Source organism: Neisseria zalophi, from assembly GCF_008807015.1.
Lineage (GTDB): Bacteria > Pseudomonadota > Gammaproteobacteria > Burkholderiales > Neisseriaceae > Neisseria > Neisseria zalophi.
Genome location: NZ_CP031700.1, coordinates 2,086,714 through 2,111,732 on the forward strand (window position 1 = coordinate 2,086,714; position 25,019 = coordinate 2,111,732).

The window sequence follows — 25,019 nt, forward strand, 5'->3', positions numbered from 1 at the left end:
GGCAAAATAACTGCCGCCATCATAAGCAGCTGAAACAAACACACGGAAGAAAAAAGGATTCGGTTATAATTCACCGTTTTCCGTGTTTATTAAAACCTGCCTTAAATGCGATTAAAACACCTGCATGCTATTAATTATTTAAATTCAGACGGCCTTATATTAAAGGCCGTCTGAAAAGATTTCTAAAGATTATTATGAATAGTTTGATAACTTTGGTTTCTATTCTGATTCCGCTTTTTCTCGGCTTCTTTATCAGCGTCCCCAAGCCTTACCTGCATTTGATTGATAAGGCTTTATCGCTATTGGTCTATCTGATTCTGCTACTTATCGGCGTATCATTGTCGCAAGTCGAAAATCTGCATACTCGGATTGATACGATTATCGGCTCGACGGCATTATTATTTGTCTGCGTTATCGGCATGAATCTACTGGTGCTTATTTGGTTCGACCGCCGTTATCCTTGGCAGGCTCACGGTAGCGGTAAAAAAGTACATATCGGTATTGCCGGCAGCTTAAAGCAGCTCGGTTGTGTGGTAGCAGGTTTCTTAGCCGGATATGTACTAACTGGGTACTGGTTGCCACCGGAAAATACCGGCAACTATTGCCTGATGCTGCTGGTATTTTTAGTCGGCGTACAACTACGCAGCAGCGGCATTACCCTTAGGCAGGTGTTGCTCAACCGCCGCGGTGTCCAAACCGCTATCTGGATTACCGCATCTTCGCTGGCAGGCGGCATATTGTTTGCATTGTTGATGCCAGAAGTCTCATGGAGCAAGGGCTTGGCATTGGCTTCAGGATTCGGTTGGTATTCGCTTTCCGGCATTGTGATGACCGAAGCCTACGGGCCGGTTTGGGGCAGCATCACACTATTAAACGATTTATTACGCGAATTTTTTGCTTTGGTTTTTATCCCCATCTTAATGCGGCGTTATCCGAGCACTGCTGTCGGCATCGGCGGCGCGACCAGCTTGGATTTCACCTTACCCGTTATTCAAAGTGCCGGCGGTTTGCAGGCAGTGCCGCTGGCCATTAGTTTTGGCTTTATTATCAACGTTGCCGCACCTTTTTTAATGGTTATTTTTTCTAGTTTGAACTTTTAAAACAAGCTTGCACCGCAGCCTGTAATTTGGCAAAATCGCACCATAACTTTATGATATAGCAATTATTTAGAAGAAAAAAATAAATCATGCCGCCACGTATCCAACGACACGAAAAAATCATCGCTCTCGTACGCGAACACAATTTTATGCCGATTGAACAATTGGCACGCGAACTGGATGTAACCCCGCAAACCATCCGCCGCGATATCAACCAACTTTGTGAAGAAAATATCCTACGCCGATACCACGGCGGTGCCACTTTAGGCGAAGGCTTGGAAAACGAAGAATTAACGACTGCCAAAGCACGACGGCAAAATGAAAAGCTCCATATTGCCGATTTGATTGTTGAACATATTCCCGATAACGCTTCCTTATTTTTAAGTATCGGCTCCACCATTGAAGCCGTTGCCATGTCGTTAGTGAAAAAACGCAAGGGATTACGCATTATTACCAATAATATCCACGTTGCCGCGATTGTATCCGGCCGCACCGACTATACTGTTATCATCACTTCCGGTGTCGTCCGCCCGATTGACGGCGGCGTAACCGGCGTGGCAACAGTGGATTTTATTAATCAGTTTAAAACCGACTATGCCATCTTAAGCGCTGCCGACGTTGATGAAGATGGCTCTTTATTGGATTTCGACTATAAAGAAGTGAGCGTGATGCAGGCCATGATGGAAAATGCCCGCCGATGCTATTTGGGCGTAGACCGCCACAAATTCGGCCGTAAAGCTTTGGTGCGTATGAGTAGTATCACCGAATTCGATGCGGTATTCACAGATCGGCAACCCAGCGAATCAATGCGCAAACGTTTACAAGATGCCGGTGTGAAATGGTTTATAGCAGAAAGTGAAGAATCCAATTCGGATTAAAACCACCTAGCAATACGTATATCTTAAACCCAAATATAAAATATAAGGCCGTCTGAAAAAACTTTTCAGACGGCCTCTATTTATACTCACTCAATCCAAACAGTAAATCTATAAAATAGCTGCCCAATATTACATTACAGCCAATTCAGACAAAGCCTCTCTCAAATCATCCAAGCCCAAATTCTCGGTAACCGAAATATTCACGGCCACCGCCCTACCCTGTGCATCACGCAAAATACCGGCTACACGTTTATCTTCACCCGATAACAAATCGATTTTATTGTATACAATCAATTGGGGTACTTCATGGGCACCGATTTCCTCCAATACCGTATTCACGTCATCCATCTGACGTTCAAAATCGGCATGGCTCACATCCACTATATGCAGCAATATATCGGCCATGGCGGTTTCTTCCAGCGTTGCCGAAAAAGCCGACACCAATTTATGCGGCAAATCACGCACGAAACCAACCGTATCAGTCAAAATAATGCTGGCTTCGGGCGACAAATACAAACGGCGGGCTGTCGTATCCAAGGTGGCAAACAATTGGTCTTTTGCCAACACATCGGCTTTTGTCAAACGGTTAAACAGGCTCGATTTCCCCGCATTGGTATAGCCGACCAGTGCAAATGTTTTCAGACGGCCTGAAAGCCGTGCTTTACGCCTTGTGGCGCGCTGTTTCTTAACCTGCTGCAATTGCTTTTTCAAAGCGGTTATTTTTTGGTTGATTAAGCGGCGGTCTGTTTCAAGTTGCGTTTCGCCCGGCCCTTTCAAACCGATACCGCCCTTCTGGCTCTGCATATGGCCGTAACCACGCACCAGCCGCCCACTTAAATGCGACAATTGCGCCAACTCCACTTGCAGCTTACCTTCTTGAGATTGCGCCCGTTTGGCAAAAATCGCCAAAATCAATCCGACACGGTCCAATACGCGGCATTGCAGCACCCGCTCCAAGTTCCGCTCTTGCGTGGGCGTTAACTCGTGATTCAACACCACCAGCTCGATACCGTGTTGTTGCACGATAACGGCCAACTCCTCCGCCTTGCCGGTGCCTACAAATAAGGCCGCATGGGCTTTATCGCGTTTGGCGGTTTCCGTACAAATCAGATCACCGCCCGCTGCCGCGATTAAGTCTTCCGCTTCGTTTAAGGCCGTCTGAAAATCTTGTTCCCGCCCTTCGTTCGAGCCCGAATAATCCGCCCGCAACATCACCCCGACCAACATAACCCGCTCGCGTGTTTCCAGAGACTTATCAACTTGGAACATATTAGATTGAGTACGCATAGATATTCCTTTGCGGTTGCGGATAGTGGCGATAAATCATTTTCACACGTTTATTATTCATACTGATTGCGGTGTTTCTGCCAAACGCGGCACTTTATTGAACAGACGGTAGAAATTATCGGTGGTTATCTCGGCGATATGTTCCACCGTGTCCCCGCGCAGTCCGGCCACAAACTCAGCCGTATATTTCACATACGCCGGCTCATTGGGTTTACCGCGCTTCGGCACAGGGGCGAGAAACGGTGAATCCGTTTCGATTAATATACGGTCTTGCGGCACATATTTGGCAGCGGCCTGAATATCCGGTGCATTTTTAAAAGTTACAATGCCTGAAAACGAAATATAAAACCCCAAATCCAAGGCTTCTTTGGCTACCGCCACATCTTCGGTAAAACAGTGAATCACCCCTGCATGCGCCTGATGTTCCCGTAACAGACGCATAGTATCCGCCGCCGCATCACGGGTATGCACCACCAAAGGCAAACCGCTTTGATTCGCCGCTTCAATATGGTCGGCAAAGCGCTGATGCTGCCAACCCAAATCGCCTTTACACCAATAATAATCCAACCCGGTTTCACCAATACCCACCACTTTAGGATGTTGTGCATGGGCGACCAATTCTTCAACCGTGAATTCAGGTGTATCTTTATCATCGGGGTGAATACCGACCGTTGCAAAAATATGTTCATTCGCTTCGGCAATCGCTAAAACTTCGCTAAAACTCTGCCTGCTGACGCTAATCGCTAAAGCCTGCTTCACATGGTTCGCCTCCATATTGGCAAACACTTCCGGCAAACGGCTGCTTAAACCGTCAAAATTCAAATGGCAGTGTGAATCAATCAAATACATAATCAAACTTATAAAATAATGGTTAGTCGCTAAAGATACCATATTTAAAGCCTGAAATTACTAAAGAAAGGCAATCGATATCATAAGGCCTTACCAAATTTATGATTCTTGTTTCAACAAACAGCCCCATTACCCATGCCATATAATAAGGCCGTCTGAAATTTCAGACGGCCTACGCTTTATTCACAAAACACTTCATATCAATAAAAAATAAGGAAACCGAAAAGTTTCCTTATTTTAAATAATGTTCAAGCGTTTTTGCGATTAAGCTAAAGCGGCTTTGGCTTTTTCAACCAATTGGGCAAATGCGGCTTTATCAAATACAGCCAAATCAGCCAATACTTTACGGTCGATTTCAATCGCAGCGCGTTTCAAACCGTTCATGAATTTGCTGTAAGACAAACCGTTTTCACGGGCGCCTGCATTAATACGCACAATCCACAATTGACGGAATTGGCGTTTGCGTTGGCGACGGTCGCGATAAGCATATTGACCGGCTTTCATTACCGCTTGTTTGGCAACACGGTAGACGTTTTTACGGCGACCACGATAGCCTTTGGCTAACGCTAATACTTTTTTATGACGGGCACGTGCGGTTACACCGCGTTTTACGCGTGGCATATTCTAACTCCTTAAGCGTAGGGTAACATTTTAGAAACAGAAGCCAAATCGCGTTCGTTCACCATAGAAGTGCCGCGCAATTGACGTTTGTTTTTGGTGGTTTTCTTGGTCAGAATGTGGCGTTTGAATGCATGCGCACGTTTTACACCACCATTACCCAGTACTTTAAAGCGCTTTTTAGCACCCGACTTGGTTTTCATTTTAGGCATGGGATACTCCATATCATTTATTAGATAAGGTATAAGGAGGCCGATGATTTATATTTGAAAACAAACATCAACACTTGGAACCCTAATACCACGGTTTTTGCCGTTTGAAACTTAAAAAACCTGCCTCGGTCGGCAATCCGAGGCAAGCTTTGCATTATAACTTTATTTCTTTTTCGGGGCAATCATCATAACCATCTGGCGGCCTTCCATTTTCGGAAATTGCTCGACGGTACCGATTTCAACCAACTCTTCTTTTACACGCTCCAAAAGTTGGGCACCCAATTGTTGGTGGGCCATTTCCCGTCCGCGGAAACGCAAAGTCACTTTTACTTTATCGCCATCTTCCAGAAAGCGGTTGATATTACGCATTTTAATTTGGTAATCACCTTCATCCGTTCCCGGACGGAATTTGATTTCCTTAATCTGAACCTGTTTCTGATTTTTCTTGGCTTCGTCGCGCTTTTTGGCTTGTTGGTATTTGTATTTACCATAATCCATAAGCTTACATACGGGCGGTTTGGCAGTAGGTGAAATCTCTACCAAATCAACCTCTTGCTCCTCAGCCATAGATAAAGCTTCTTTAAGTGATACCACACCGAGCTGTTCGCCGGTTCCACTGAGTAAACGCACTTCTTTAGCGGTAATTTCGCCGTTGATTCGTGCTTCACGTTCTTGTGCGATGATGATGTCTCCTATAAAAAATGATTCATTAATATGCTTATCATTCGAACACATTCAAACCAAGCATATCGCTGATTTTTAAATACTGCTTTCAATATATGTCTATTTTAATCAGACCACGCCATATTCTCAACCACTATATGCCTGCCTGATTGATTTTAAAATTTATCTTCTGATCAGATTCATAAAATTTTAAAACTCTGCCTGTAATTCTTCTTGCAGTTGGGCAATAAAATCTTCTATTTTTAGACTGCCCAAATCTTCTGCCTTACGACGTACGGCAATCTGGCCGTTTTCTTTTTCGTTTTCACCGACTACGATCTGATAGGGATAGCGGTGTTGGCTGTTATCACGGATTTTGTAGCCGATTTTTTCATTGCGCAAATCCAGCTCGACACGCAAACCGGCCGCACGCAGTTTCTCTGCCACTTCACGGCAATAATCAGCTTGTTTTTCGGTAATATTCATAATCACCATTTGCACCGGCGCAAGCCATAACGGGAAAGAACCAGCATGGTTTTCAATCAGAATACCGATAAACCGTTCCATAGACCCCAAAATCGCACGGTGCAACATCACCGGGCGGGCACGGCCGTTATCTTCGGTTACATATTCTGCACCCAAGCGTTCGGGCAACACAAAATCAAGCTGTATGGTTCCGCACTGCCAAGAACGGCCAATCGCATCTTTAATATGATATTCCACTTTAGGGCCATAGAAAGCACCCTCACCGGGCAATTCTTCCCATTCCACACCGCAAGCAGCCAAGGCATCGCGCAAGCCTTGCTCGGCTTTATCCCAAACTTCATCGGAACCGGCTCGTTTTTCGGGGCGCAACGACAGTTTCACGCTGACATGCTCAAAGCCAAACTGCTTATAAACTTTCATCACCAAATCGTTGAAGGCTTTGGCTTCGGAAGTAATTTGCTCTTCGGTACAAAAAATATGGGCATCATCCTGCACAAAACCACGTACCCGCATTAAGCCGTGTAAAGCGCCCGAAGGTTCGTTTCGGTGGCAAGAGCCGAATTCCGCCAACCGCATCGGTAAATCACGGTAAGAGCGCAAACCGTGGTTGAAAATCTGAACATGCCCCGGGCAGTTCATCGGTTTCACGGCATATTCGCGTTTTTCCGATTGGGTCACAAACATATTGTCTTTATAGTTTTCCCAATGGCCGGATTTTTCCCAGAATGTTTTATCGAGAATTTGCGGTGTTTTTACTTCTTTATAACCGGCCGCATCCAATTCTTTGCGCATATGCTGCTCGATAATCTGCCATAACGTCCAACCGCGCGGATGCCAGAACACCATGCCCGGCGCTTCGTCTTGAAGATGGAACAAATCAAGCTGTTTGCCCAGTTTGCGGTGGTCACGTTTTTCGGCTTCTTCAATACGGGCAATATAGGCTTTTAAATCCTCTTTACTTGCCCAAGCGGTACCATAGATGCGTTGCAACATTTCATTATTGCTGTCGCCCCGCCAATAAGCACCGGCCAGCTTGGTTAATTTGAAATTTTTCAAGAAACGCGTATTCGGCACATGCGGGCCGCGGCACATATCCACATATTCCTGATGATGATATAAACCCATTTCTTGCACATCGGGCATATCTTCGATCAGGAGCAGCTTGTAGTCTTCCCCACGCTCGGTAAATGTTTTGATGGTTTCAGCACGCGGCGTCATTACCTTGACCACATCATAATTCTGCGCAATCAATTCTTTCATCCGCGCTTCAATTTTTGCCACATCTTCGGGCGTAAACGGTTTTTCAGTGGCGATGTCATAATAAAAACCATCTTCAATCACCGGGCCGATAACCATTTTGGCATCCGGATAAAGCTGTTTTACCGCATGGCCGACTAAATGTGCGCACGAATGGCGGATAATCTCCACACCCTCGGCATCTTTGGGCGTGATAATTTGTACATTTGCATCAGATGTAATTTTATCCGAGGCATCGACTAAAACACCGTTGACCTTACCTGCCACCGTTGCTTTTGCCAAACCCGCTCCAATCGAAGCGGCCACTTCGGCTACCGAAACAGGTTGTTCAAACTGACGGACGGAACCGTCGGGCAAGGTAATATTGATCATTAAGTGCTCCGTAATTATCAAAGGCCTTTCAGACGGCCTCGATTTCATTATATTTCTTGATTACTCATCGTTATAAATAATAATGTAACGGTATCACCCGCTATATTGTGCGGGTTTCTTACCGTTACATTCAATGTCTGGTAGGCACGATTGGATTCGAACCAACGACCCCCACCATGTCAAGGTGGTGCTCTAACCAACTGAGCTACGTGCCTGAAAACCTACGAATTGTATTGGACTTTGCATGTTTTTACAAGCACTGCAACACATGCCTTGTAAATACTTTAAATATAGTCAAATCATTAGATAATCCGGCTCATCTAAACCGGAAAATACAAGATACCGTTATTTGCATTAAGGATAATATCCCGCCCCTAAGACACACGGCTTTCTCGCACCTGTTGCCCGATAAGGATTAGAGGCAACCCGATTTACCCAACAAGAAGCCAACCATGCAAAAGCTGCCGCCTCAACCCATTGCGGATTCAAATGCAACTCATCGGTGCTGTGTACTTGAATGCCCCGCTCCAAAAAGCGGTGTGACAACCCTTTCATCAAGGTTTGATTGCGGATACCGCCGCCGCAAACATAGAGTTCTTGCGTATCCGGTGCGGCAGATACCACCGCATCAAAAACGGTTTGCACTGTATACTCTGACAATGTTCGTAATACATCATTCGGGTTGAGGCCGTCTGAAAGCTGTGGCAACAGCCATGACAACGAAAACAGCTCCCGCCCGGTGCTTTTCGGATAAGGGCGGGCAAAATAAGGATCACTAAGCAGTTTTTCTAAAAGTTCCGGCAATACCATGCCCGCCTCAGCTTTTTTACCGCCTTCGTCATAGGGCTGTTGCCAAATATAATTCACCCATGAATCCATCAACATATTACCCGGACCGGTATCAAAGCCGAAAGCGGCCCCATCCGGCGGTAATACACTAATATTGGCAATTCCGCCTAAATTTAAAACTACTCTTGCTTTTGAAGAATGCTGAAATAATGCCTGATGAAAAGATGGCACCAAAGGCGCGCCCTGCCCCCCTGCCGCCAAATCGCGGCTACGGAAATCCCCGATAGTCAGAATACCGCTTAATTCCGCCAATAAAGATAAATCGGCCAACTGGATACTGTATCTCGACTCCGGCGCATGGCGGATGGTTTGACCATGACAGCCAATTGCCGTAATGTTGTCGGCCGAAAGGTTCTGTTCCGCCAGCAATTGCCTAACCACTCTTCCATACAGATAGCTTAGCTCTTGAGAAAGCATCATACTGCGGTGCAACTCATTATGACCGACATTTTGCAATTCAAGTAAATCGGCTTTCAGACGGCCTGAATAGGGTATAAAAGAATGGGCTTCAGCAGCCAGCCATTCAACCCCGTGCATGCGTATCAATACCGCATCGACACCATCCATACTGGTACCGGACATCAGGCCGATATAAAACTGGTCACCGTTATGCATATTAAAAAGGCCGTCTGAAATGAAAATAAAGTAAAGATTTTAACGCTTTTGTCCAAAGAGATAAATATTACCATGCAAGCATTTACCAACTACTTCATGACGGTTTAACCGAATATCTTTATAATATTAAAAAAACGGTTATACAATAAACCCCAAGCTTAACCTTAAATAACATAATATTTCAGCCCGCGGCAGTTTATTTTTATTCTTCTCCATATAAAAGGTTCACATTAAACATGAACGCTCCATATATCCAGAAAATCAATTTTGCCTTTGCGGCTCTTCTTCTTTGTATGATCGGTTATTTTATTATATGGGGATTAGGCTACACCAATGGCAACCACACAACCTTATTTCTACTGGCTACGGGCTTTGGCGTCTTTATGGCGTTCAATATCGGAGGAAATGACGTAGCCAACTCTTTTGGCACCAGCGTTGGCGCCGGAACGTTAACCATCCCGCAAGCTTTAATTATTGCTGCCATTTTTGAAGTCAGCGGCGCAGTGATTGCCGGTGGAGAAGTAACCGATACAATCAGAAAAGGCATTATCGATTTAAACCAAATGCATGTAGAACCTATGCAGTTTGTTTATATTATGATGTCGGCACTATTGGCCGCTGCATTATGGCTGTTGTTCGCCAGCAAAAAAGGCCTACCGGTCTCGACTACCCACGCCATTATCGGCGGCATTGTCGGCAGTGCCTTATGCTTAGGCATTGTCAGCGGCAGTTCAAACACTATCGAACTCATACAATGGAATAAATTAGCTGAAATTGTTGCCTCTTGGGTACTTTCACCCGTATTAGGCGGCTTGGTTTCCTACTTCCTTTTCTTCCAAATCAAAAAGCATGTTTTAGACTACAACAAAGAAGTAGAAGAAAACCTGAAAAATATCAAGCAAGAGAAAAAAGCCTATAAAGCCCAACACCGCTTATATTTTGAAAGTCTTGATGAAGCCACCAAAATAGAATGCGCTACTGCCATGGCACGCGACGCCCAAATTTACGGCGAGTCGGATTTAGATCCAACCGAACTGGAATCCACGTATTATCAGGGGCTTTATGATATTGATAACCGTAAAAACAATATTGACGCCTATAAAGCCTTACATTCATGGGTGCCGGTCATCGCTTCACTGGGCGGTATGATAATAGCAGCTATGTTGCTATTTAAAGGCCTCAAAAACCTTGAACTCGGCATGAGTAATGTCGGTAGTTTTCTGATTATTTTCATGATTGGCGCAGCCATTTGGATGGCGACATTTGTTTATGCCAAAACATTAAAACGCAAAGACTTAGGCAAGTCCACCTTCTTGGTTTTCAGTTGGATGCAGGTATTTACTGCCGCCGGATTCGCATTCAGCCACGGCGCCAACGACATCGCTAACGCCATCGGCCCTTTTGCTGCCATTATGGATGTATTACGCACAGGTGACATCAACTCTCAATCCCCCGTTCCTCCCGTTGCCATGCTCACTTTCGGTATCGCATTAATTGTCGGTTTATGGTTTATCGGTAAAGAGGTGATCAAAACTGTCGGTACCAGTTTGGCTGAAATGCATCCGTCTTCAGGCTTTGCCGCCGAACTTTCCGCAGCTTCTGTTGTAATGATGGCCTCATTAATGGGCTTACCCGTATCCAGCACACATATCCTGGTCGGTGCTGTTTTAGGCATCGGTTTGGTAAACCGTAATGCAAACTGGGCATTAATGAAACCGATTGGTATGGCATGGGTGATTACCCTACCTGCCGCCGCCTTTTTATCAATTGTTTGTTTCTTATTGCTGCGCGCTGCTTTTTAATCGACACATATCACTTCAAACCAATAAAGCCATCCCATACCATACAATATGGTAATTAAGATGGCTTTTTTCTTAATAGAAACAAATTGCCCCTAATCTTTCAGACGGCCTTGAAGTAAACAGTAGCCGCCATTATGCAATAAAAAATAAACCTTCGAAATCTATATCAGAGTTTCGAAGGTTTATTTTTTAATCTGGTGCCCAGGGTCGGACTCGAACCGACACACCTTTCGGCGGGGGATTTTGAGTCCCCTGCGTCTACCAATTTCGCCACCTGGGCAGGTGGAAGAGAACGCTATTATAGTCATAAAAATAATCTTGTAAAGCCTATCTATATAAATATTTCCACTATTTTTAACAAATACATGAAAAATATAAAAATTAAATCTAAAATTATCTTCAAAATCCTTCATAAAATCGAGCATTATTTATTGCAATCACTAATAAGATAAAATCCCCCCTACATGAAATCAGCCAAACACGTTAATATAGATACATTCTTGCTATTTGGAGAACCACTTATGAACCGGAATACAATCACGCTATTATCAGCTGCTTTCACATTAGCAACTTTATCCGCCTGCCAACCTCAAGAAAAAGCAGAATCCGAACAACCTGCTACTGTTACTGCTACTTCAGCGGTTTCTCCGTCTGTAAACAACACCGGCAGTTTTCATGGTTCGGATATACGTCAGGAAAATATTGGTGGTGATTTCACCATGACCGATGGCAATGGTAAGCCCTTTAATATTGGCGACCTGAAAGGTAAGATTGTACTGTTATCATTTGGCTACACACATTGCCCCGATGTTTGCCCGACCGAGCTGTTAACCTATAATGACGTGTTGACCCAGCTCGGCGATCAGGCCAAAGATGTTGCCGTAGTATTCGCCAGTGTCGATCCAGAACGAGATACCCCGGAGTTAGTCGGTAAATATGTGCAACAGTTTCATCCCGACTTTATCGGACTCACCACCACCGGAGACCAGAATCTAGCCGTTATCAAACAACAATACCGTATCGTTTCGGCTAAAACAGAACAACAGTCCGATACGGTTTATTTGGTTGATCATACGGCCGGTGCTTATTTATTGGATAAAAACGGCGAGGTGGTGGTTTTTGAACCTTATGGCAATACCGCCCAACAACTTGCAGACGATATCCGGCTTTTACTCAAATCATAAGCCGGTTTTATCGGATAAAAAACTTTACAGGCCATCTGAAAACACACTATATACTTTTCAGACGGCTCAAACGGAATCAATATGACAGACAATACTTTAACCATCGCGCTTTCCAAAGGCCGTATTTTTGATGAAACCCTACCGCTTTTGGCCGCTGCAGGCATAGTACCGACTGAAGAACCGGGCAGTTCGCGCAAACTAATCATCGGCACCAATTTACCCAATGTACGCTTAGTGATTGTTCGCGCCAGCGATGTGCCAACTTATGTGCAATACGGTGCGGCGGATTTCGGTATTGCCGGTAAAGATGTTCTAATCGAACACGGCGGCGAAGGCCTTTACCAACCCTTAGACTTGCAAATTGCCAAATGCCGCATGATGGTTGCCGTACCTGCCGGTTTTGATTATGCCGCCGCATCACAACCAGGCAACCGCTTGCGTGTCGCAACCAAATATCCCGATATTGCCGCCGAGCATTTTGCCAATAAAGGCGTGCATGTCGACATTATCAAACTATATGGTTCAATGGAGCTTGCCCCATTGGTAGGGCTGAGTGATGCCATTGTCGACTTAGTATCCACCGGCGGCACCTTAAAAGCCAATAACCTTGAAGCAGTCGAGCATATTTGCGATATTTCCAGCCGTTTGGTAGTTAATAAAGCAGCGCTTAAAGTGAAGCACCGCTTAATCCAACCGGTCATCGAAGCGTTTGCCAACGCTGTAAACAATCAACAAGAAGCCGCCTGAAACGGCTTCTTAGAATCCACCGAACTCATCCATGAACATTACTTCAGACAAAAAACTCGCCGTCCTTATTGATGCCGACAACGCCCCTGCCGATATTATCGACCGCCTCTTGGCGGAAATTGCCAAATACGGCATCGCCAGCGTGAAAAGAATTTACGGCGACTGGAGCCACGGCCTATCCAAATGGAAAGCGGCACTACTGCCTCATGCCATTATTCCCGTGCAACAATTTGCCTATACCAAAGGCAAGAACGCCACCGACATGGCCTTAGTCATAGATGCTATGGATTTGCTGTATAGCGGTAATTTCGACGGCTTTTGTATTGTTTCTAGCGACAGCGACTTTACCCGCCTTGCCAGCCGCCTGCGTGAAAGCGGTTTAACGGTTTACGGATTTGGCGAAAAGAAAACCCCCGAAGCCTTCCGCAAAGCTTGCGATAAATTTATCTTCACGGAAATTTTCCGCCCTGAGAAAAACACTCAAGCGAAAAACCGTACCAATAAAAATAAAACCACTGCCGAAGCAGAAACGGAAACAGCGTCCAATCAAACTGATGTATCCAAGCTTATCCTTCGTGCCGTTAAAGAAAATGCCGATGATTTCGGCTGGGCCAATCTCGGCCCCATCGGTAGCTATATCAATAAAACCAACCCTGATTTCGACCCACGGCTTTATGGTTTCGGCAAACTTTCCGACCTGATTAAATCTTTAGACTTATTCGAATACCGTACCGACAATAATCAAGCCCAAGTGCGTCGGTGCCAAAACGGCAACGATAAAAACAGGCCGTCTGAAAACAAAACGCCACAGGCCTCAGCCCAAACACCCAAACCATCCGACAGCAACGAACCCAAATCGACAGAAAAAAGCAGCAAGCCCGCAACGAAACGAAATTCAAAACGTGTATCTAGCAGCGAAAGCAGCAAGGCGGAAACACCTCAAAAACCCATTGCAACACCTGTATCGGCAGAAATGAAGCCCGAAGCAACAGAACAACCGGTCACACCCAAACCCAAAAACGGTAAAGCCAAGTTCACCAAACTCATTCCTCTGGTACAACAAGCCGTAGATGCCGTCGCCGATCAAGACGGTTGGGCTCGCTTGAGCGATGTATTAAAACAGCTTGCTCCCACTCTCAATCCGCATGATTACGGTTTTGATACCGACCGCACACTAATCCATGCGATCTATAGCGATTGGTTGGAAATTAAAAAGGCCGGACGCGGCGAACGGTTGCGGGTGAATAAACGTTTTGTCAGCAAAGACTAATCAATAACCATTTCCGTACTCTAAACAATGCAGTCAATAGGAAATGGTTATTGCTTATTATCTAGGAACTTAAAAAGTAAAATAACAACCGGATAAAGCCGTCTTCAATATAAACATCCAAGAAGTAATGACATTTCTTGGATAAAAATAACACCATATCTTTAGGTAGCTTCAATATGAAATATCTCAATACACAATCCTCCGACTTCCAATCCGAACTCAAAGCCCTACTGGCCTTTGAAACCGCACAAGATCCCAAGGTTGATCAAGTCGTAGCCGATATTTGCACCGATGTTCAAAAGCGCGGCGATGCCGCAGTTATCGAATACACCAATCAATTTGATGGTACTGATGCCCAGTCCATGCAGGATTTAATGCTGAGCCAAGCCGACTTAAAAGCTGCATTCGAACGCCTACCCGAAACCACTCAAACTGCTTTGCAAACCGCTGCCGCACGTGTGGAAAGCTACCACCGCCATCAGAAAATGGAATCATGGTCTTATACCGATGAAGACGGCACCCTACTCGGCCAGCAAATCACCCCGCTCGACCGCGTCGGTATTTATGTACCCGGCGGTAAAGCAGCCTATCCCAGCTCGGTTATTATGAACGCCATGCCTGCGCATGTAGCCGGCGTGCCGGAAATCATAATGGTTGTGCCGACCCCCAAAGGCGAGCGCAACGATATTGTTTTGGCTGCGGCCTACGTTGCCGGTGTAACCAATGTTTTCACAATTGGCGGTGCCCAAGCAGTCGCGGCTTTGGCGTATGGCACCGAAACCATTCCGCAAGTCGATAAAATCACAGGGCCGGGTAATGCTTTTGTAGCCGCGGCCAAACGCCGTGTATTCGGGGTTGTCGGCATTGATATGGTTGCCGGGCCGTCTGAAATTTTGGTGATTGCCGACGGTACCACGCCTGCCGAATGGGTGGCTATGGATTTATTCAGCCAAGCGGAACACGATGAAATTGCCCAAGCCATTTTAATTTCGACTTCACAACAGTATCTCGATGATGTTCAGACGGCCATGGACAAACTGATTGAAGAAATGCCGCGCCGCGATATTATCGAAGCGTCTTTAGGCAATCGGGGCATTATGATTCTGGCTAAAGATTTGAAAGATGCCTGCGCAGTAGCCAACTATATTGCTCCCGAACACTTGGAGTTGTCGATTGCCGATCCGCAAGAATGGGTTACTGAAATACGCCATGCCGGTGCGATTTTTATGGGGCCTTACACCAGCGAAAGCCTGGGCGATTACTGTGCCGGCCCCAACCATGTATTGCCGACCAGCCGCACAGCCCGCTTCTCTTCTCCCCTCGGCACTTACGACTTCCAAAAACGCTCCAGCCTGATTCAGGTTTCCAAAGAAGGTGCGCAAAAACTAGGAAAAACCGCCAGTATTTTGGCACACGGAGAAAGACTCACCGCCCACGCGCGGGCAGCAGAGCTTCGTTTGCAAGATGAGTAAGCCCTTAATTTATATTCATTGAAAAAAGCCGTCTGAAAGTTTTCAGACGGCTTTTTATTAAAATATTTTAATCATCTTGTTTGGCTAAAAATGCTTCTAATGCATCTAAAGTCGGCATTCCACTTTGAGCGCCGGCTTTGGTTACCGATAGTGCCGCAGCCGCATTAGCTTTTCTTACCGCAGCTTCCATACCTAAAGATGAGAACACGGCAAACGCACCGTTAAACGTATCACCCGCGCCAGTCGTATCCACTGCTTCAACGGTAAACCCGTGTTGACGATGAATATTGCCGTTTTCATCGTTATACATCACCCCTTCTTTACCACAAGTCATCAACACCGCACTGCCCGACTTACGGATAAGACTTTCGGCCGGCGTATCTTCCGGCAATCCCAAACTAATGGCCAATTCGTAAGCATTGGGGGTGAGCAGGGTTACCAGCTCGAGCAATTCCGTAGGCAGTTTTTGTGCCGGAGCCGGATTAAGTATAAAAGGCTTATTGTGTTTGCGTGCCAACTTGGCTGCTGCAATCACACACTCCATCGGAATTTCAAGTTGGCTTAATATCACATCAGATGCGGCAATTTGCGCTTCACAGGCTTCAATATCGGCAGGGGTAATACCGAAATTGGCGCCGGAAACCACAATAATATGGTTATCCCCGTTTGCCACAGTAATATTGGCCATACCCGTCGGCAAATCGGGCAGAACTTTAATATGGGTGGTATCTATACCCTCATTACGCAAATGAGCAATCGCTTCTTTTCCGAAACCATCATCACCAACCGCCCCAATCATACAAACATCTGCACCCAGCCGGGCAGCAGCAACCGCCTGATTTGCGCCTTTTCCGCCCATAAATCGTTCAAAAGATGTACCAAGCAGCGTTTCACCCGGCTGCGGAAAACGAGGGGAGCCGGTAACCAAGTCGATATTAATGCTGCCGATTACGGTGATTTTAGATGTTTGCATGATATGTCCTTTATTGACAGATAAAGCTCAGACTATTTATTTCAATACGGTATTATTTCCTATAATAGGTTTGCAAGCATCACTTGGCAATGAACACAAACCATCCTTTCTTAAAATATTCTACCGATTCGTTTTTCAGACGGCCTTTAATTGATGTTTACGTAATACACTTTCAGCATAATCACAATGAGCAATCAGGCGGATATGGTTTTGCTCGGCGTATTCAATAACGGCATCGACCAAAATACGCGCCAGGCCTTGACCGCGGAATGCCGGGTCAACCACCGTATGAGTAATATCCCAAGTATTGTTATCTGCCAAATAGTCGATAAAGCCCGCTTCTTTACCTTCTACCGATAAAATAAATTTTTGTTGCTCGGGAATATGTTGAATAACGTGGCTCATATTGAATTTTCCTTTAGAAAGTTGCACAGGCATTAACTTCTCTGATTATGGAATTATAGAAGCTAATTTTGAAAAAAGAGATATACAGAAAGGCTAAAAGTTTAGCTAAACATTGTTAATAAAAACTTATTGCTTTGACTTAAGATTGTTACCGTCTTTTGGATGTAATCTTCTAAATACCATAGAGGATAAAATAGTAAACACCCCTAAAAAGATAAAAGTATATTGAAAAGCCATGTGGATATTATTATGTGAAATCCACTTGGTATTTTCTGTAAATCTTAAAATACTCAACCCGATAGCGATGCCGAACCCAATAGCAAGCTGTTGATTTACACTAATTAAACTATTCCCACTACTGGTTTGGTTATCTCTTAAATTAGCAACTGTAATGGAATTCATTGTAGTAAATTGAATAGAGTTTAAACTCCCCATAATTAACATAACAGGCAGAAACCAGTAAATAGACATATTCTCACTGGGAATAGCAAGAGAACCAATTAAAATACCTAAAAATATAGTGTTAAATATTAATATATTTCGATATCCAAATTTATTAATAATGGGAATAACAAATGGTTTTGTAAACATGGCAGCTAATGCCATTGGCGCAACAATCCAACCGGATACAGAGGGGGATTGACCATAAGCCAATTGAATAAGCAAAGGAACGAGCAAGGGGATAGAACCGATTCCTAAACGTGTAATCAAGTTTCCAATCACACCGACTCTAAATGTTCTGATTAAAAATAAGCTAGGAGGGAATAATGGATCCTTTACTTTTTTAGCATATAAATAATAACAAAACATGATGAAAAAACCTAAGACCATCAAGATAGATACAAGCGTGTAATCCCCTGAATGCCCGGTAAGTTCTAAGCCAACAGATAATAAAATAGAAGAAATACCAAAAATTAAAAATCCGATGACATCTAGTTTTGAGGAGTCAGATGAATAATCCGGCATATATTTAAAACTGAATAAAATACCCAACAATCCCATCGGAATATTAATTAAGAATATCCAGTGCCAACTCATTATTTCTACCAAATAACCACCGACTAAAGGCCCTAAAATCGGGCCAATCAATGCCGGAATGATGGCATAGTTCATCGCACCAACCAATTCATTTTTAGGATAGGTTTTTATCATAGCTAATCTGGCTACAGGCGTCATAAGCGCTCCGCCCATTCCTTGTATCACCCTTGATATATCTAATTGGATTAAACTACCGGATAAGGCACAAAATAAAGAACCCAGACTAAAAATAAAAATAGATATGATAAAAACCTTTTTGGTACCAAATTTATCCGCCAAATACCCACTAATCGGAATAAATATAGCCAAAGTAAGCGCATAACTCACAATGGCGGACTGCATGTTTAAAGCAGATTCATTCAAATCTTTTGCAATAGCAGGTAATGCAGTGTTTAAAATGGTCGCATCTAACATCTGCATAAAAATAGCAGTTGCTAGAAGATAAGGCATATATTTTTTTATCGAATGATGATCAGTTGTGGTATTCCAACTCATATTAGGTGTGCTTTTAGGCTATTGATTTATTTTTAATAATTAAATTACCAGTTAAATAAAGATTTATAATTTAATATTTCAACTCATTATTTAAATGATTTAATCCATTCTATTGGATCAATATTAGAAGAGATTTTCATCTTATTTTATAATAACAAAACCATTCTCTTTAGAAAAAGCCCGATGCAATGATCGGGCTTTTTTTATGACTGCTATTTAATGTTTACTGGTTTCGACTTGAATCAATGGAACATTGTCGGCTTCTACTTCCACTTTTTTTGGAACATCCGAACGGCGCAAAACTGCTGTTTGTTCAGGCTGTTTCCATAAAGCAGCGGCTTCCAATGCATCCGCACGGGTTTGCACCAAAATCAGCCCGCCAAGATCAAGGCCGTCTGAAACCAAATTATGGGTTTCTTCAACAGCAACCACATTATTCTCCATGTGTTTTACATTTTCAGCATAGGCGGGGTTATCTGTACTTTCAAGCACATCAATACCGACCACTTTTTGCAAAGCCTGCTCGGCATTGGATACGGCCAATTCAATAATGGCCTGTTCATCCATGGATACCAATGGTTTAACATTGGCTGCCGATTCTTCTTCAATAGCAAACAAAACCGGTTTGGTTTCAGATACTTCAGCCGTATCCATAGCCGGCAATACCACTACTAAGGGCTCGTTATTGGTATCGTTCGACATTTCAGCCACCGGTACAGGTACAGCAATGGCAACAGGCTTCTCATCTGCCTCTCCGAATACATGTGCTACTGCAAAACGTACTTTTTCCGCTGCTTCGCCAATATTTAAATAATGCTCAATCTTAGCGGCAGAGGGAATATTGCGTTTTTTATTGCTGTTGCGGCGGTCACGTTGATCCCGATTGCGGTTGCGATCTTTTTCACGCCGATTTCCACGGTTTTCTTTACGCTCCGAGGTATCCGTTTGTGTAGATGCTTCCGATACAGTAGTGTTTACCACTGTTTTTTCCGCTTCAGTCACACTACTTGCAGCCGCAGCAGCTACTGCGGAAACCTTTTCCTGACGGTTGCCATTACGACGGTTATCCTGCTGCACACCGTTTTCTTTTCCGTTTTCACGGGCAGCCGTATCCGCATTGCGCTCCATTTTACCTGATTCAGTATTCGACTGACGGCTATTGCGTTCGCGGTTTTCATTACGACGGTTGTTATGCTGTTCGCGGTTGCCTGTATTGCCTTTACCACTGCTGCCATCTTTAATAACTTCAGACTGCTCGGCAGGCATATTTTCTTTAGTATTGTTTTCCTGATTTTTACGATTTGGATTGCGGCGCTGTGTTCTACGGCGTTTAGGCTGACGATTACCATTTTGAGTATTACCGTTACCATTATTATTCCGTTTTTCTACCGGTTTCGAATCCGTCGCCTTCTCTACAGCTGCCGAACCACCAAAAGCTTTACTTAGCCATGCTTTGACATTGTTCCACCAAGAACCATGCTCGGCAACTTTGCTGACAACCGGAGCCGGCTCCGCATGTTTTACACCTTTTACGGCAGGTTCGGGACGAGTAGCTTTAACCTTCTCGCTACCAAAAGGTTTTTCCGCTTCATCCTCTTCCGGTGTCGCAACGCGCTTATAGCTCGGATCAGCATTTTCATCAACATCATCATTGCGGATACGGTTTATTTCATAATGAGGATTTTCAAGATGAATATTCGGAATCAAGAATACCGACACATCCAAACGTTCTTCAAGGCCGAAGAGTTCGGCACGCTTCTCATTCAGCAAGAAAGTTGCCACATCAACCGGCACTTGCGCATGCACTTCGCCGGTATTGTCTTTCATAGCCTCTTCTTGAATGATACGCAACACATGCAAAGCGGTAGATTCGATACTGCGGATAACACCCGTTCCGCCGCAACGCGGGCAAGTATGATGGCTGCTTTCGCCCAAGGCAGGTTTCAGGCGCTGACGAGACAACTCCAGCAGGCCAAAGCGGCTGAGCTTACCCATTTGTACACGAGCACGGTCTTTTTTCAGTGCTTCGCGTAAAGTGGCTTCTACATCGCGTTGGTGCTTGTTGTTTTCCATATCGATAAAATCAATCACCACCAAGCCGCCCAAGTCACGCAAACGCATTTGGCGCGCCACTTCTTCTGCCGCTTCCATATTGGTTTTAAAGGCAGTTTCTTCGATATCGGCACCACGTGTGGCACGGGCAGAGTTCACATCAATCGACACCAAAGCTTCGGTGTGATCAATCACAATCGCCCCGCCGGACGGCAGGGAAACGCTGCGCGAGAATGCGCTTTCGATTTGATGTTCGATTTGAAAGCGGGAAAATAGCGGCGTATGGTCTTGATATAGTTTCAGACGGCCTATGCTGTTGGGCATCACATAGCTCATAAACTCTGAAATCTGATCAAAAACCTCTTGATTATCGACCAGAATTTCGCCGATATCCGGACGATAATAATCGCGGATAGCACGGATAAGCAGCGAGCTTTCCATAAATAGCAGATAAGGTTCGTTATGCGCATTACCGGCTTCTTCAATAGCATGCCAGAGTTGTTGCAAATAATTGAAATCCCATTGCAACTCTTCTACGCTACGACCGATGCCGGCAGTACGGGCAATCAGGCTCATGCCGCGCGGAACGTCCAATTCGGCCATAGCCGCTTTCAATTCCTGACGGTCTTCACCTTCGATACGGCGCGAAACACCGCCGCCACGTGGATTATTGGGCATTAAAACCAAATAGCGGCCTGCCAGGCTGATAAACGTGGTTAAAGCGGCGCCTTTATTGCCGCGTTCGTCTTTTTCAACCTGAACGATAACCTCCATACCCTCTTTCAAAACGTCTTGAATACGGGCGCGGCCGCCTTCATAGTCTTGAAAATAGGAACGGGAAACTTCTTTGAACGGGAGGAAACCGTGGCGGTCGGTGCCGTAATCCACAAAGCACGCTTCGAGCGACGGTTCGATACGGGTGATAATACCCTTATAGATATTACCTTTACGCTGTTCTTTACCCAGCGTTTCGATATCCAAATCCAATAGGTTTTGTCCATCGACAATCGCCACGCGCAGTTCTTCTGCTTGCGTGGCATTAAATAGCATACGTTTCATGACAACCTCGTTATTATTGCGCACCCACGAGGCGTGTAATCAGTATTCAACGCTTATAAGCCGCCAATTGGTCAGGCCGTCTGAAACGGCGTGTGGGGCATTATCTGAACGAGAAGGAAAGTAAAGAACATAAGGCATACTTGGTTTTATATTACTTATTAACGTTGTTTGCCGCAGAAACGGAATCAGTCTTTTTATAGTCTGATAGCGGTATCGGTTTGCATCTAAAATACAGGGCGGACAAACAGGCGTTGTATACCTGTGCGGCTTCGTGCCATTGGCACAAAGCCCGATAAAATCTGAGCCGTCTTCTTCATTACCGTCCGACAGTGGTTTTACCGATGGCTGCGCGGGCATTTTGCACCTGATGCGTCTTACTGCTTGTCGGTAAGCCTGCCGGAAAAGGTCAAACTTAATTACATCTTTACCTGCCTGGCTTGGCGGCAGACAAAGGAAATGCTTTATGGCGTGCTTTTTAGTATAAAATTCCAGTTTACAGTAAATTTTCAGATGCTCCGATTTCGGATAACACAACACCTGAAAACGTAATGGATTATAGAGAAAATGCCGACAATTAGCAAAGACTTGGTTAACCATATCCGTATTTCCGACGAAGAAGCCGGACAGCGGTTGGATAACTTCTTAATCAAAACCTTAAAAGGCGTGCCTAAAAGCCATATCCACCGCATTATCCGTGCCGGTGAAGTACGTTTGAATAAAAAACGTTGCAAGCCAACCGACCGTATTGTTTCGGGTGATATATTGCGTATTCCGCCGGTTCGCATTGCCGAAAAAGAAAGGCCGTCTGAAAAACAACAGTCCATTCCCGCGCGGGTATTCGATATTGTTTATGAGGATGATGCATTATTGGTCATCAACAAACCCAGCGGTGTGGCCGTTCATGGCGGCAGCGGGGTGAGTTTCGGCGTTATCGAACAATTACGGCGGGCACGCCCTGAAGCACGCTATTTAGAATTGGTTCACCGTTTGGATAAAGACACCAGCGGATTATTGATGGTAGCGAAAAAACGCAGCGCACTGGTGAAACTGCATGAAGCCATTCGCAACGACCATCCGAAAAAAGTTTATTTGGCTTTAGGCGTCGGTGAAATCAAAGACGATATCCGACATGTAAAATTACCATTATTCAAATACACAGGGGCACAAGGTGAAAAAATGGTTCGGGTGAGCAATGAGGGGCAGACTGCCCATACCATTTTTAAAGTTTTAAAACGGTTTTCAGGCGGTGTTTTATATCAAATCGGGCTTTCACACCTCACTTTGGTAGAAGCGACTTTAAAAACCGGCCGCACCCACCAGATACGGGTTCATATGCAATCGCAACACTGCCCGATTGCAGGTGATGAACGCTACGGCGATTATCAAGCTAATAAGCGACTGCAAAAATTGGGCTTGAAACGAATGTTTCTACACGCCTCGGAATTACATTTACAACATCCGTTAACCGGCGAGCCTTTACATTTAAAAGCTGCTTTACCGCAGGAATTGGAAAGCTTAATAGTCATGTTATCGCATCAACAATAAATCACTATAAAATAGTAAATCAATGATACTATTTCATGTCATTGTTGTATATTTGTGCCAAATTTTTTCAAGTTACGCCGAATTTCTTTTATTTTATGAAAATAAATGCAAGCCTGCCTTAATCAGTATTAAGCACTGTGTATGATGGTATAACTTTTTTGTTCGGTGCTATTCCTTATCAGTATTGGCCTTTAAAGATACCAAGGGTAGTCGGGCAACTAAGTTTTTTTAATTCATAATTTTTTATTGAATAATAAGAGAGGAATATTATGGGTTGGTTAGTAACCATTATCGTAGGTTTTATCGTAGGTGTTTTGGCTAAAATCCTACATCCGGGTAAAGACAATCTCGGCTTTATTATGACGACTCTGTTGGGTATTGGCGGTTCGCTACTAGCCGGATGGGTCGGCCAGTCTGCAGGCTGGTATGAAGTGGGTCAACCTGCCGGCTGGATTGCTTCTACTATCTTTGCCGTGATTATTTTGGTGATTTATACCCGCGTATTCAAAAAATAATCTGCAATACTTTATCTAACATAATAAAGGCCGTCTGAATTTTCAGACGGCCTTTTTGCATTTAAGCCGATTGGATTATGCCGGCACACACGCAATCATATAGTTAACATCGGTGTTATCCGTTAAGGCATAAGTTTGGGTTAGCAAATTATAGCCCAATCCTTTGGTGCCGATAATATCCAATCCCGCGGCACGGCTCATACGCGCCAGCTCTGCCGGGGTAATAAACTTCTGCCAATCATGAGTGCCGCGCGGCACCAGACCCAAAATACATTCCGCTCCCAAAATAGCGTGTACATAAGATTTGGGATTACGATTGATGGTCGAAAAAAATACCACTCCGTCCGGCTTCACCAATTTGGCACAAGAGGCAATAACTGACGCAGGATCGGGAACATGCTCCATCATTTCCATGCATGTCACCACATCGAAACTGTGCGGCTGTTCCGCGGCCAAGTCTTCCACGCTGACACAACGATAGGCAATATTCGACACCCCTTCGCTTAAGGCGTGTATCTCAGCGGTTTTCAACGACTTTTCCGCCATATCGATACCCATTGCATGCGCCGCACCATGTTTGGCCATGCTCTCGGTGAGGATACCGCCGCCGCAACCGACATCCAATACGTTTTTTCCGGCAATATGCCCGAATTGGTCGATATAACTCAGGCGCAAGGGGTTAATATCGTGCAGCGGTTTGAATTCACCGTTTTTATCCCACCATTTATGGGCAAGGCGGCTGAATTTGTCGATTTCGCTGTGATCAACATTGGTTGGTATGTCGGTATTCATAAGATTTATCCGTATTAAACGTGTGGCAATTTTATCTCAAACTCAGGCCGTCTGAAAATCTATAAGCGATGCCCAAAGCATGCGCTTCTGCTCTGCTTTGAGTTTTTTGACCTGATTCTCAGCACGCAAGGCCATACGATAAGATATATCCGTACACACCAAACGCATCAGTAAGGGTTTGTGCATACGCGTATATTTAGCGCCTTTACCGGCTTGATGCGCAGCAAAACGGGCTTGCGGACGGTTGCTGATGCCGCAATAAAATGAACCGTTATCGCACAAAATCAGGTAAACACACCAATCGCCACCTTCATCATGCGGCAACCCGTTTAAAATCGTAGAAGCTTCGGCAAGCACCATAAACTTATTTTTCAGACGGCCTCAGTAAAAAAACCATTGTACCGCAAAGCACCGCATTATCTTGATAAAACACTTTGCCAGACAGTGTAATTCTTTTAATATAAGTACTTCGTCTTTATTTCATTAT

Annotated in this window: 23 protein-coding genes and 2 tRNA genes; 9 read left to right on the top strand and 16 right to left on the bottom strand. The window is 44.7% G+C overall.

What is annotated here, in order from left to right; translation table 11 throughout:
• The first annotated feature begins 194 nt into the window (after window positions 1–194).
• Both D0T92_RS09630 and D0T92_RS09635 read left to right on the top strand, forming a co-directional pair.
• A complete protein-coding gene (locus D0T92_RS09630; protein WP_151052367.1) occupies window positions 195–1,100 on the top strand; it encodes a lysine exporter LysO family protein in 906 nt (301 codons plus the stop codon).
• Window positions 1,101–1,186: 86 nt separating this feature from the next.
• The gene (locus tag D0T92_RS09635; RefSeq protein ID WP_151052369.1) at window positions 1,187–1,975 is read left to right on the top strand and encodes a DeoR/GlpR family DNA-binding transcription regulator; all 789 of its coding nucleotides are present in this window, start codon (window positions 1,187–1,189) and stop codon (window positions 1,973–1,975) included.
• A gap of 129 nt (window positions 1,976–2,104) precedes the next feature.
• On the opposite strand, the gene hflX is transcribed toward D0T92_RS09635, so the two are convergent.
• From hflX to D0T92_RS09675, 8 genes are all read right to left on the bottom strand, one after another.
• Window positions 2,105–3,262: a GTPase HflX gene (gene hflX, locus D0T92_RS09640; protein WP_151052371.1), complete on the bottom strand. Its 1,158-nt coding sequence runs from the start codon at window positions 3,260–3,262 to the stop codon at window positions 2,105–2,107.
• 57 nt (window positions 3,263–3,319) lie between these two features.
• Window positions 3,320–4,111: a TatD family hydrolase gene (locus D0T92_RS09645; protein ID WP_151053048.1), complete on the bottom strand. Its 792-nt coding sequence runs from the start codon at window positions 4,109–4,111 to the stop codon at window positions 3,320–3,322.
• 264 nt (window positions 4,112–4,375) lie between these two features.
• A complete protein-coding gene (gene rplT, locus D0T92_RS09650; RefSeq protein ID WP_085366087.1) occupies window positions 4,376–4,732 on the bottom strand; it encodes a 50S ribosomal protein L20 in 357 nt (118 codons plus the stop codon).
• Window positions 4,733–4,743: 11 nt separating this feature from the next.
• Window positions 4,744–4,941: a 50S ribosomal protein L35 gene (rpmI, locus tag D0T92_RS09655; protein ID WP_151052373.1), complete on the bottom strand. Its 198-nt coding sequence runs from the start codon at window positions 4,939–4,941 to the stop codon at window positions 4,744–4,746.
• A gap of 162 nt (window positions 4,942–5,103) precedes the next feature.
• Window positions 5,104–5,625, bottom strand: a complete 522-nt coding sequence (gene infC / locus D0T92_RS09660) for a translation initiation factor IF-3 (protein WP_151053049.1) — start codon at window positions 5,623–5,625, stop codon at window positions 5,104–5,106.
• Window positions 5,626–5,814: 189 nt separating this feature from the next.
• Window positions 5,815–7,719 carry a threonine--tRNA ligase gene (gene thrS, locus D0T92_RS09665; RefSeq protein ID WP_151052375.1) on the bottom strand — a complete coding sequence of 635 codons (1,905 nt, stop codon included), beginning with the start codon at window positions 7,717–7,719 and terminating at the stop codon, window positions 5,815–5,817.
• A gap of 138 nt (window positions 7,720–7,857) precedes the next feature.
• Window positions 7,858–7,934, bottom strand: a tRNA-Val gene (locus D0T92_RS09670).
• A gap of 139 nt (window positions 7,935–8,073) precedes the next feature.
• Window positions 8,074–9,183, bottom strand: coding sequence for an anhydro-N-acetylmuramic acid kinase (locus D0T92_RS09675; RefSeq protein ID WP_151052377.1), 1,110 nt, complete (start codon window positions 9,181–9,183; stop codon window positions 8,074–8,076).
• A gap of 236 nt (window positions 9,184–9,419) precedes the next feature.
• On the opposite strand from D0T92_RS09675, the gene D0T92_RS09680 reads away from it, so the two are divergent.
• Entirely contained in the window at window positions 9,420–10,985 is a 1,566-nt protein-coding gene (locus tag D0T92_RS09680) for an inorganic phosphate transporter (protein ID WP_151052379.1), read from the top strand.
• 195 nt (window positions 10,986–11,180) lie between these two features.
• Here D0T92_RS09680 and D0T92_RS09685 read toward each other — a convergent pair.
• Window positions 11,181–11,265, bottom strand: a tRNA-Leu gene (locus D0T92_RS09685).
• Window positions 11,266–11,506: 241 nt separating this feature from the next.
• On the opposite strand from D0T92_RS09685, the gene D0T92_RS09690 reads away from it, so the two are divergent.
• From D0T92_RS09690 to hisD, 4 genes are all read left to right on the top strand, one after another.
• On the top strand, window positions 11,507–12,169 hold the full coding sequence (locus D0T92_RS09690) for an SCO family protein (protein ID WP_151052381.1): 663 nt from the start codon (window positions 11,507–11,509) through the stop codon (window positions 12,167–12,169).
• Window positions 12,170–12,250: 81 nt separating this feature from the next.
• The gene (hisG, locus tag D0T92_RS09695; RefSeq protein WP_151052383.1) at window positions 12,251–12,916 is read left to right on the top strand and encodes an ATP phosphoribosyltransferase; all 666 of its coding nucleotides are present in this window, start codon (window positions 12,251–12,253) and stop codon (window positions 12,914–12,916) included.
• Window positions 12,917–12,947: 31 nt separating this feature from the next.
• Complete coding sequence (locus tag D0T92_RS09700) at window positions 12,948–14,186, top strand: NYN domain-containing protein (RefSeq protein ID WP_151052385.1); 1,239 nt, start codon at window positions 12,948–12,950, stop codon at window positions 14,184–14,186.
• Between the two features lie 176 nt (window positions 14,187–14,362).
• Entirely contained in the window at window positions 14,363–15,658 is a 1,296-nt protein-coding gene (hisD, locus tag D0T92_RS09705; RefSeq protein ID WP_151052387.1) for a histidinol dehydrogenase, read from the top strand.
• A gap of 67 nt (window positions 15,659–15,725) precedes the next feature.
• Here hisD and rbsK read toward each other — a convergent pair whose 3' ends face one another.
• The 5 genes from rbsK to D0T92_RS09730 all read right to left on the bottom strand — a co-directional run bounded on the left by rbsK (window position 15,726) and on the right by D0T92_RS09730 (window position 22,277).
• Window positions 15,726–16,631 (bottom strand): ribokinase, encoded by a 906-nt coding sequence (gene rbsK / locus D0T92_RS09710; RefSeq protein ID WP_151052389.1) that lies wholly within the window; start codon window positions 16,629–16,631, stop codon window positions 15,726–15,728.
• 135 nt (window positions 16,632–16,766) lie between these two features.
• Window positions 16,767–17,036: a GNAT family N-acetyltransferase gene (locus tag D0T92_RS09715; RefSeq protein WP_151052391.1), complete on the bottom strand. Its 270-nt coding sequence runs from the start codon at window positions 17,034–17,036 to the stop codon at window positions 16,767–16,769.
• A gap of 126 nt (window positions 17,037–17,162) precedes the next feature.
• Window positions 17,163–18,569, bottom strand: coding sequence for a DHA2 family efflux MFS transporter permease subunit (locus D0T92_RS09720; protein WP_151052394.1), 1,407 nt, complete (start codon window positions 18,567–18,569; stop codon window positions 17,163–17,165).
• 216 nt (window positions 18,570–18,785) lie between these two features.
• The gene (locus D0T92_RS09725; protein ID WP_151053050.1) at window positions 18,786–21,671 is read right to left on the bottom strand and encodes an Rne/Rng family ribonuclease; all 2,886 of its coding nucleotides are present in this window, start codon (window positions 21,669–21,671) and stop codon (window positions 18,786–18,788) included.
• Between the two features lie 48 nt (window positions 21,672–21,719).
• Complete coding sequence (locus D0T92_RS09730) at window positions 21,720–22,277, bottom strand: hypothetical protein (protein WP_151052396.1); 558 nt, start codon at window positions 22,275–22,277, stop codon at window positions 21,720–21,722.
• On the opposite strand from D0T92_RS09730, the gene D0T92_RS09735 reads away from it, so the two are divergent.
• Together D0T92_RS09735 and D0T92_RS09740 are read left to right on the top strand one after the other, a co-directional pair.
• Window positions 22,245–23,225, top strand: a complete 981-nt coding sequence (locus tag D0T92_RS09735) for an RluA family pseudouridine synthase (RefSeq protein WP_151052398.1) — start codon at window positions 22,245–22,247, stop codon at window positions 23,223–23,225. The two genes, D0T92_RS09730 and D0T92_RS09735, sit on opposite strands and share 33 nt — an antisense overlap.
• Window positions 23,226–23,494: 269 nt before the next feature.
• Window positions 23,495–23,740, top strand: coding sequence for a GlsB/YeaQ/YmgE family stress response membrane protein (locus tag D0T92_RS09740; protein WP_151052400.1), 246 nt, complete (start codon window positions 23,495–23,497; stop codon window positions 23,738–23,740).
• A gap of 75 nt (window positions 23,741–23,815) precedes the next feature.
• Here the strand turns inward: D0T92_RS09740 and ubiG are convergent, their stop codons facing one another.
• Together ubiG and D0T92_RS09750 are read right to left on the bottom strand one after the other, a co-directional pair.
• Window positions 23,816–24,532, bottom strand: a complete 717-nt coding sequence (ubiG, locus tag D0T92_RS09745) for a bifunctional 2-polyprenyl-6-hydroxyphenol methylase/3-demethylubiquinol 3-O-methyltransferase UbiG (protein WP_151052402.1) — start codon at window positions 24,530–24,532, stop codon at window positions 23,816–23,818.
• Window positions 24,533–24,574: 42 nt separating this feature from the next.
• A complete protein-coding gene (locus tag D0T92_RS09750) occupies window positions 24,575–24,892 on the bottom strand; it encodes a GIY-YIG nuclease family protein (protein ID WP_151052404.1) in 318 nt (105 codons plus the stop codon).
• Window positions 24,893–25,019 lie beyond the last annotated feature (127 nt).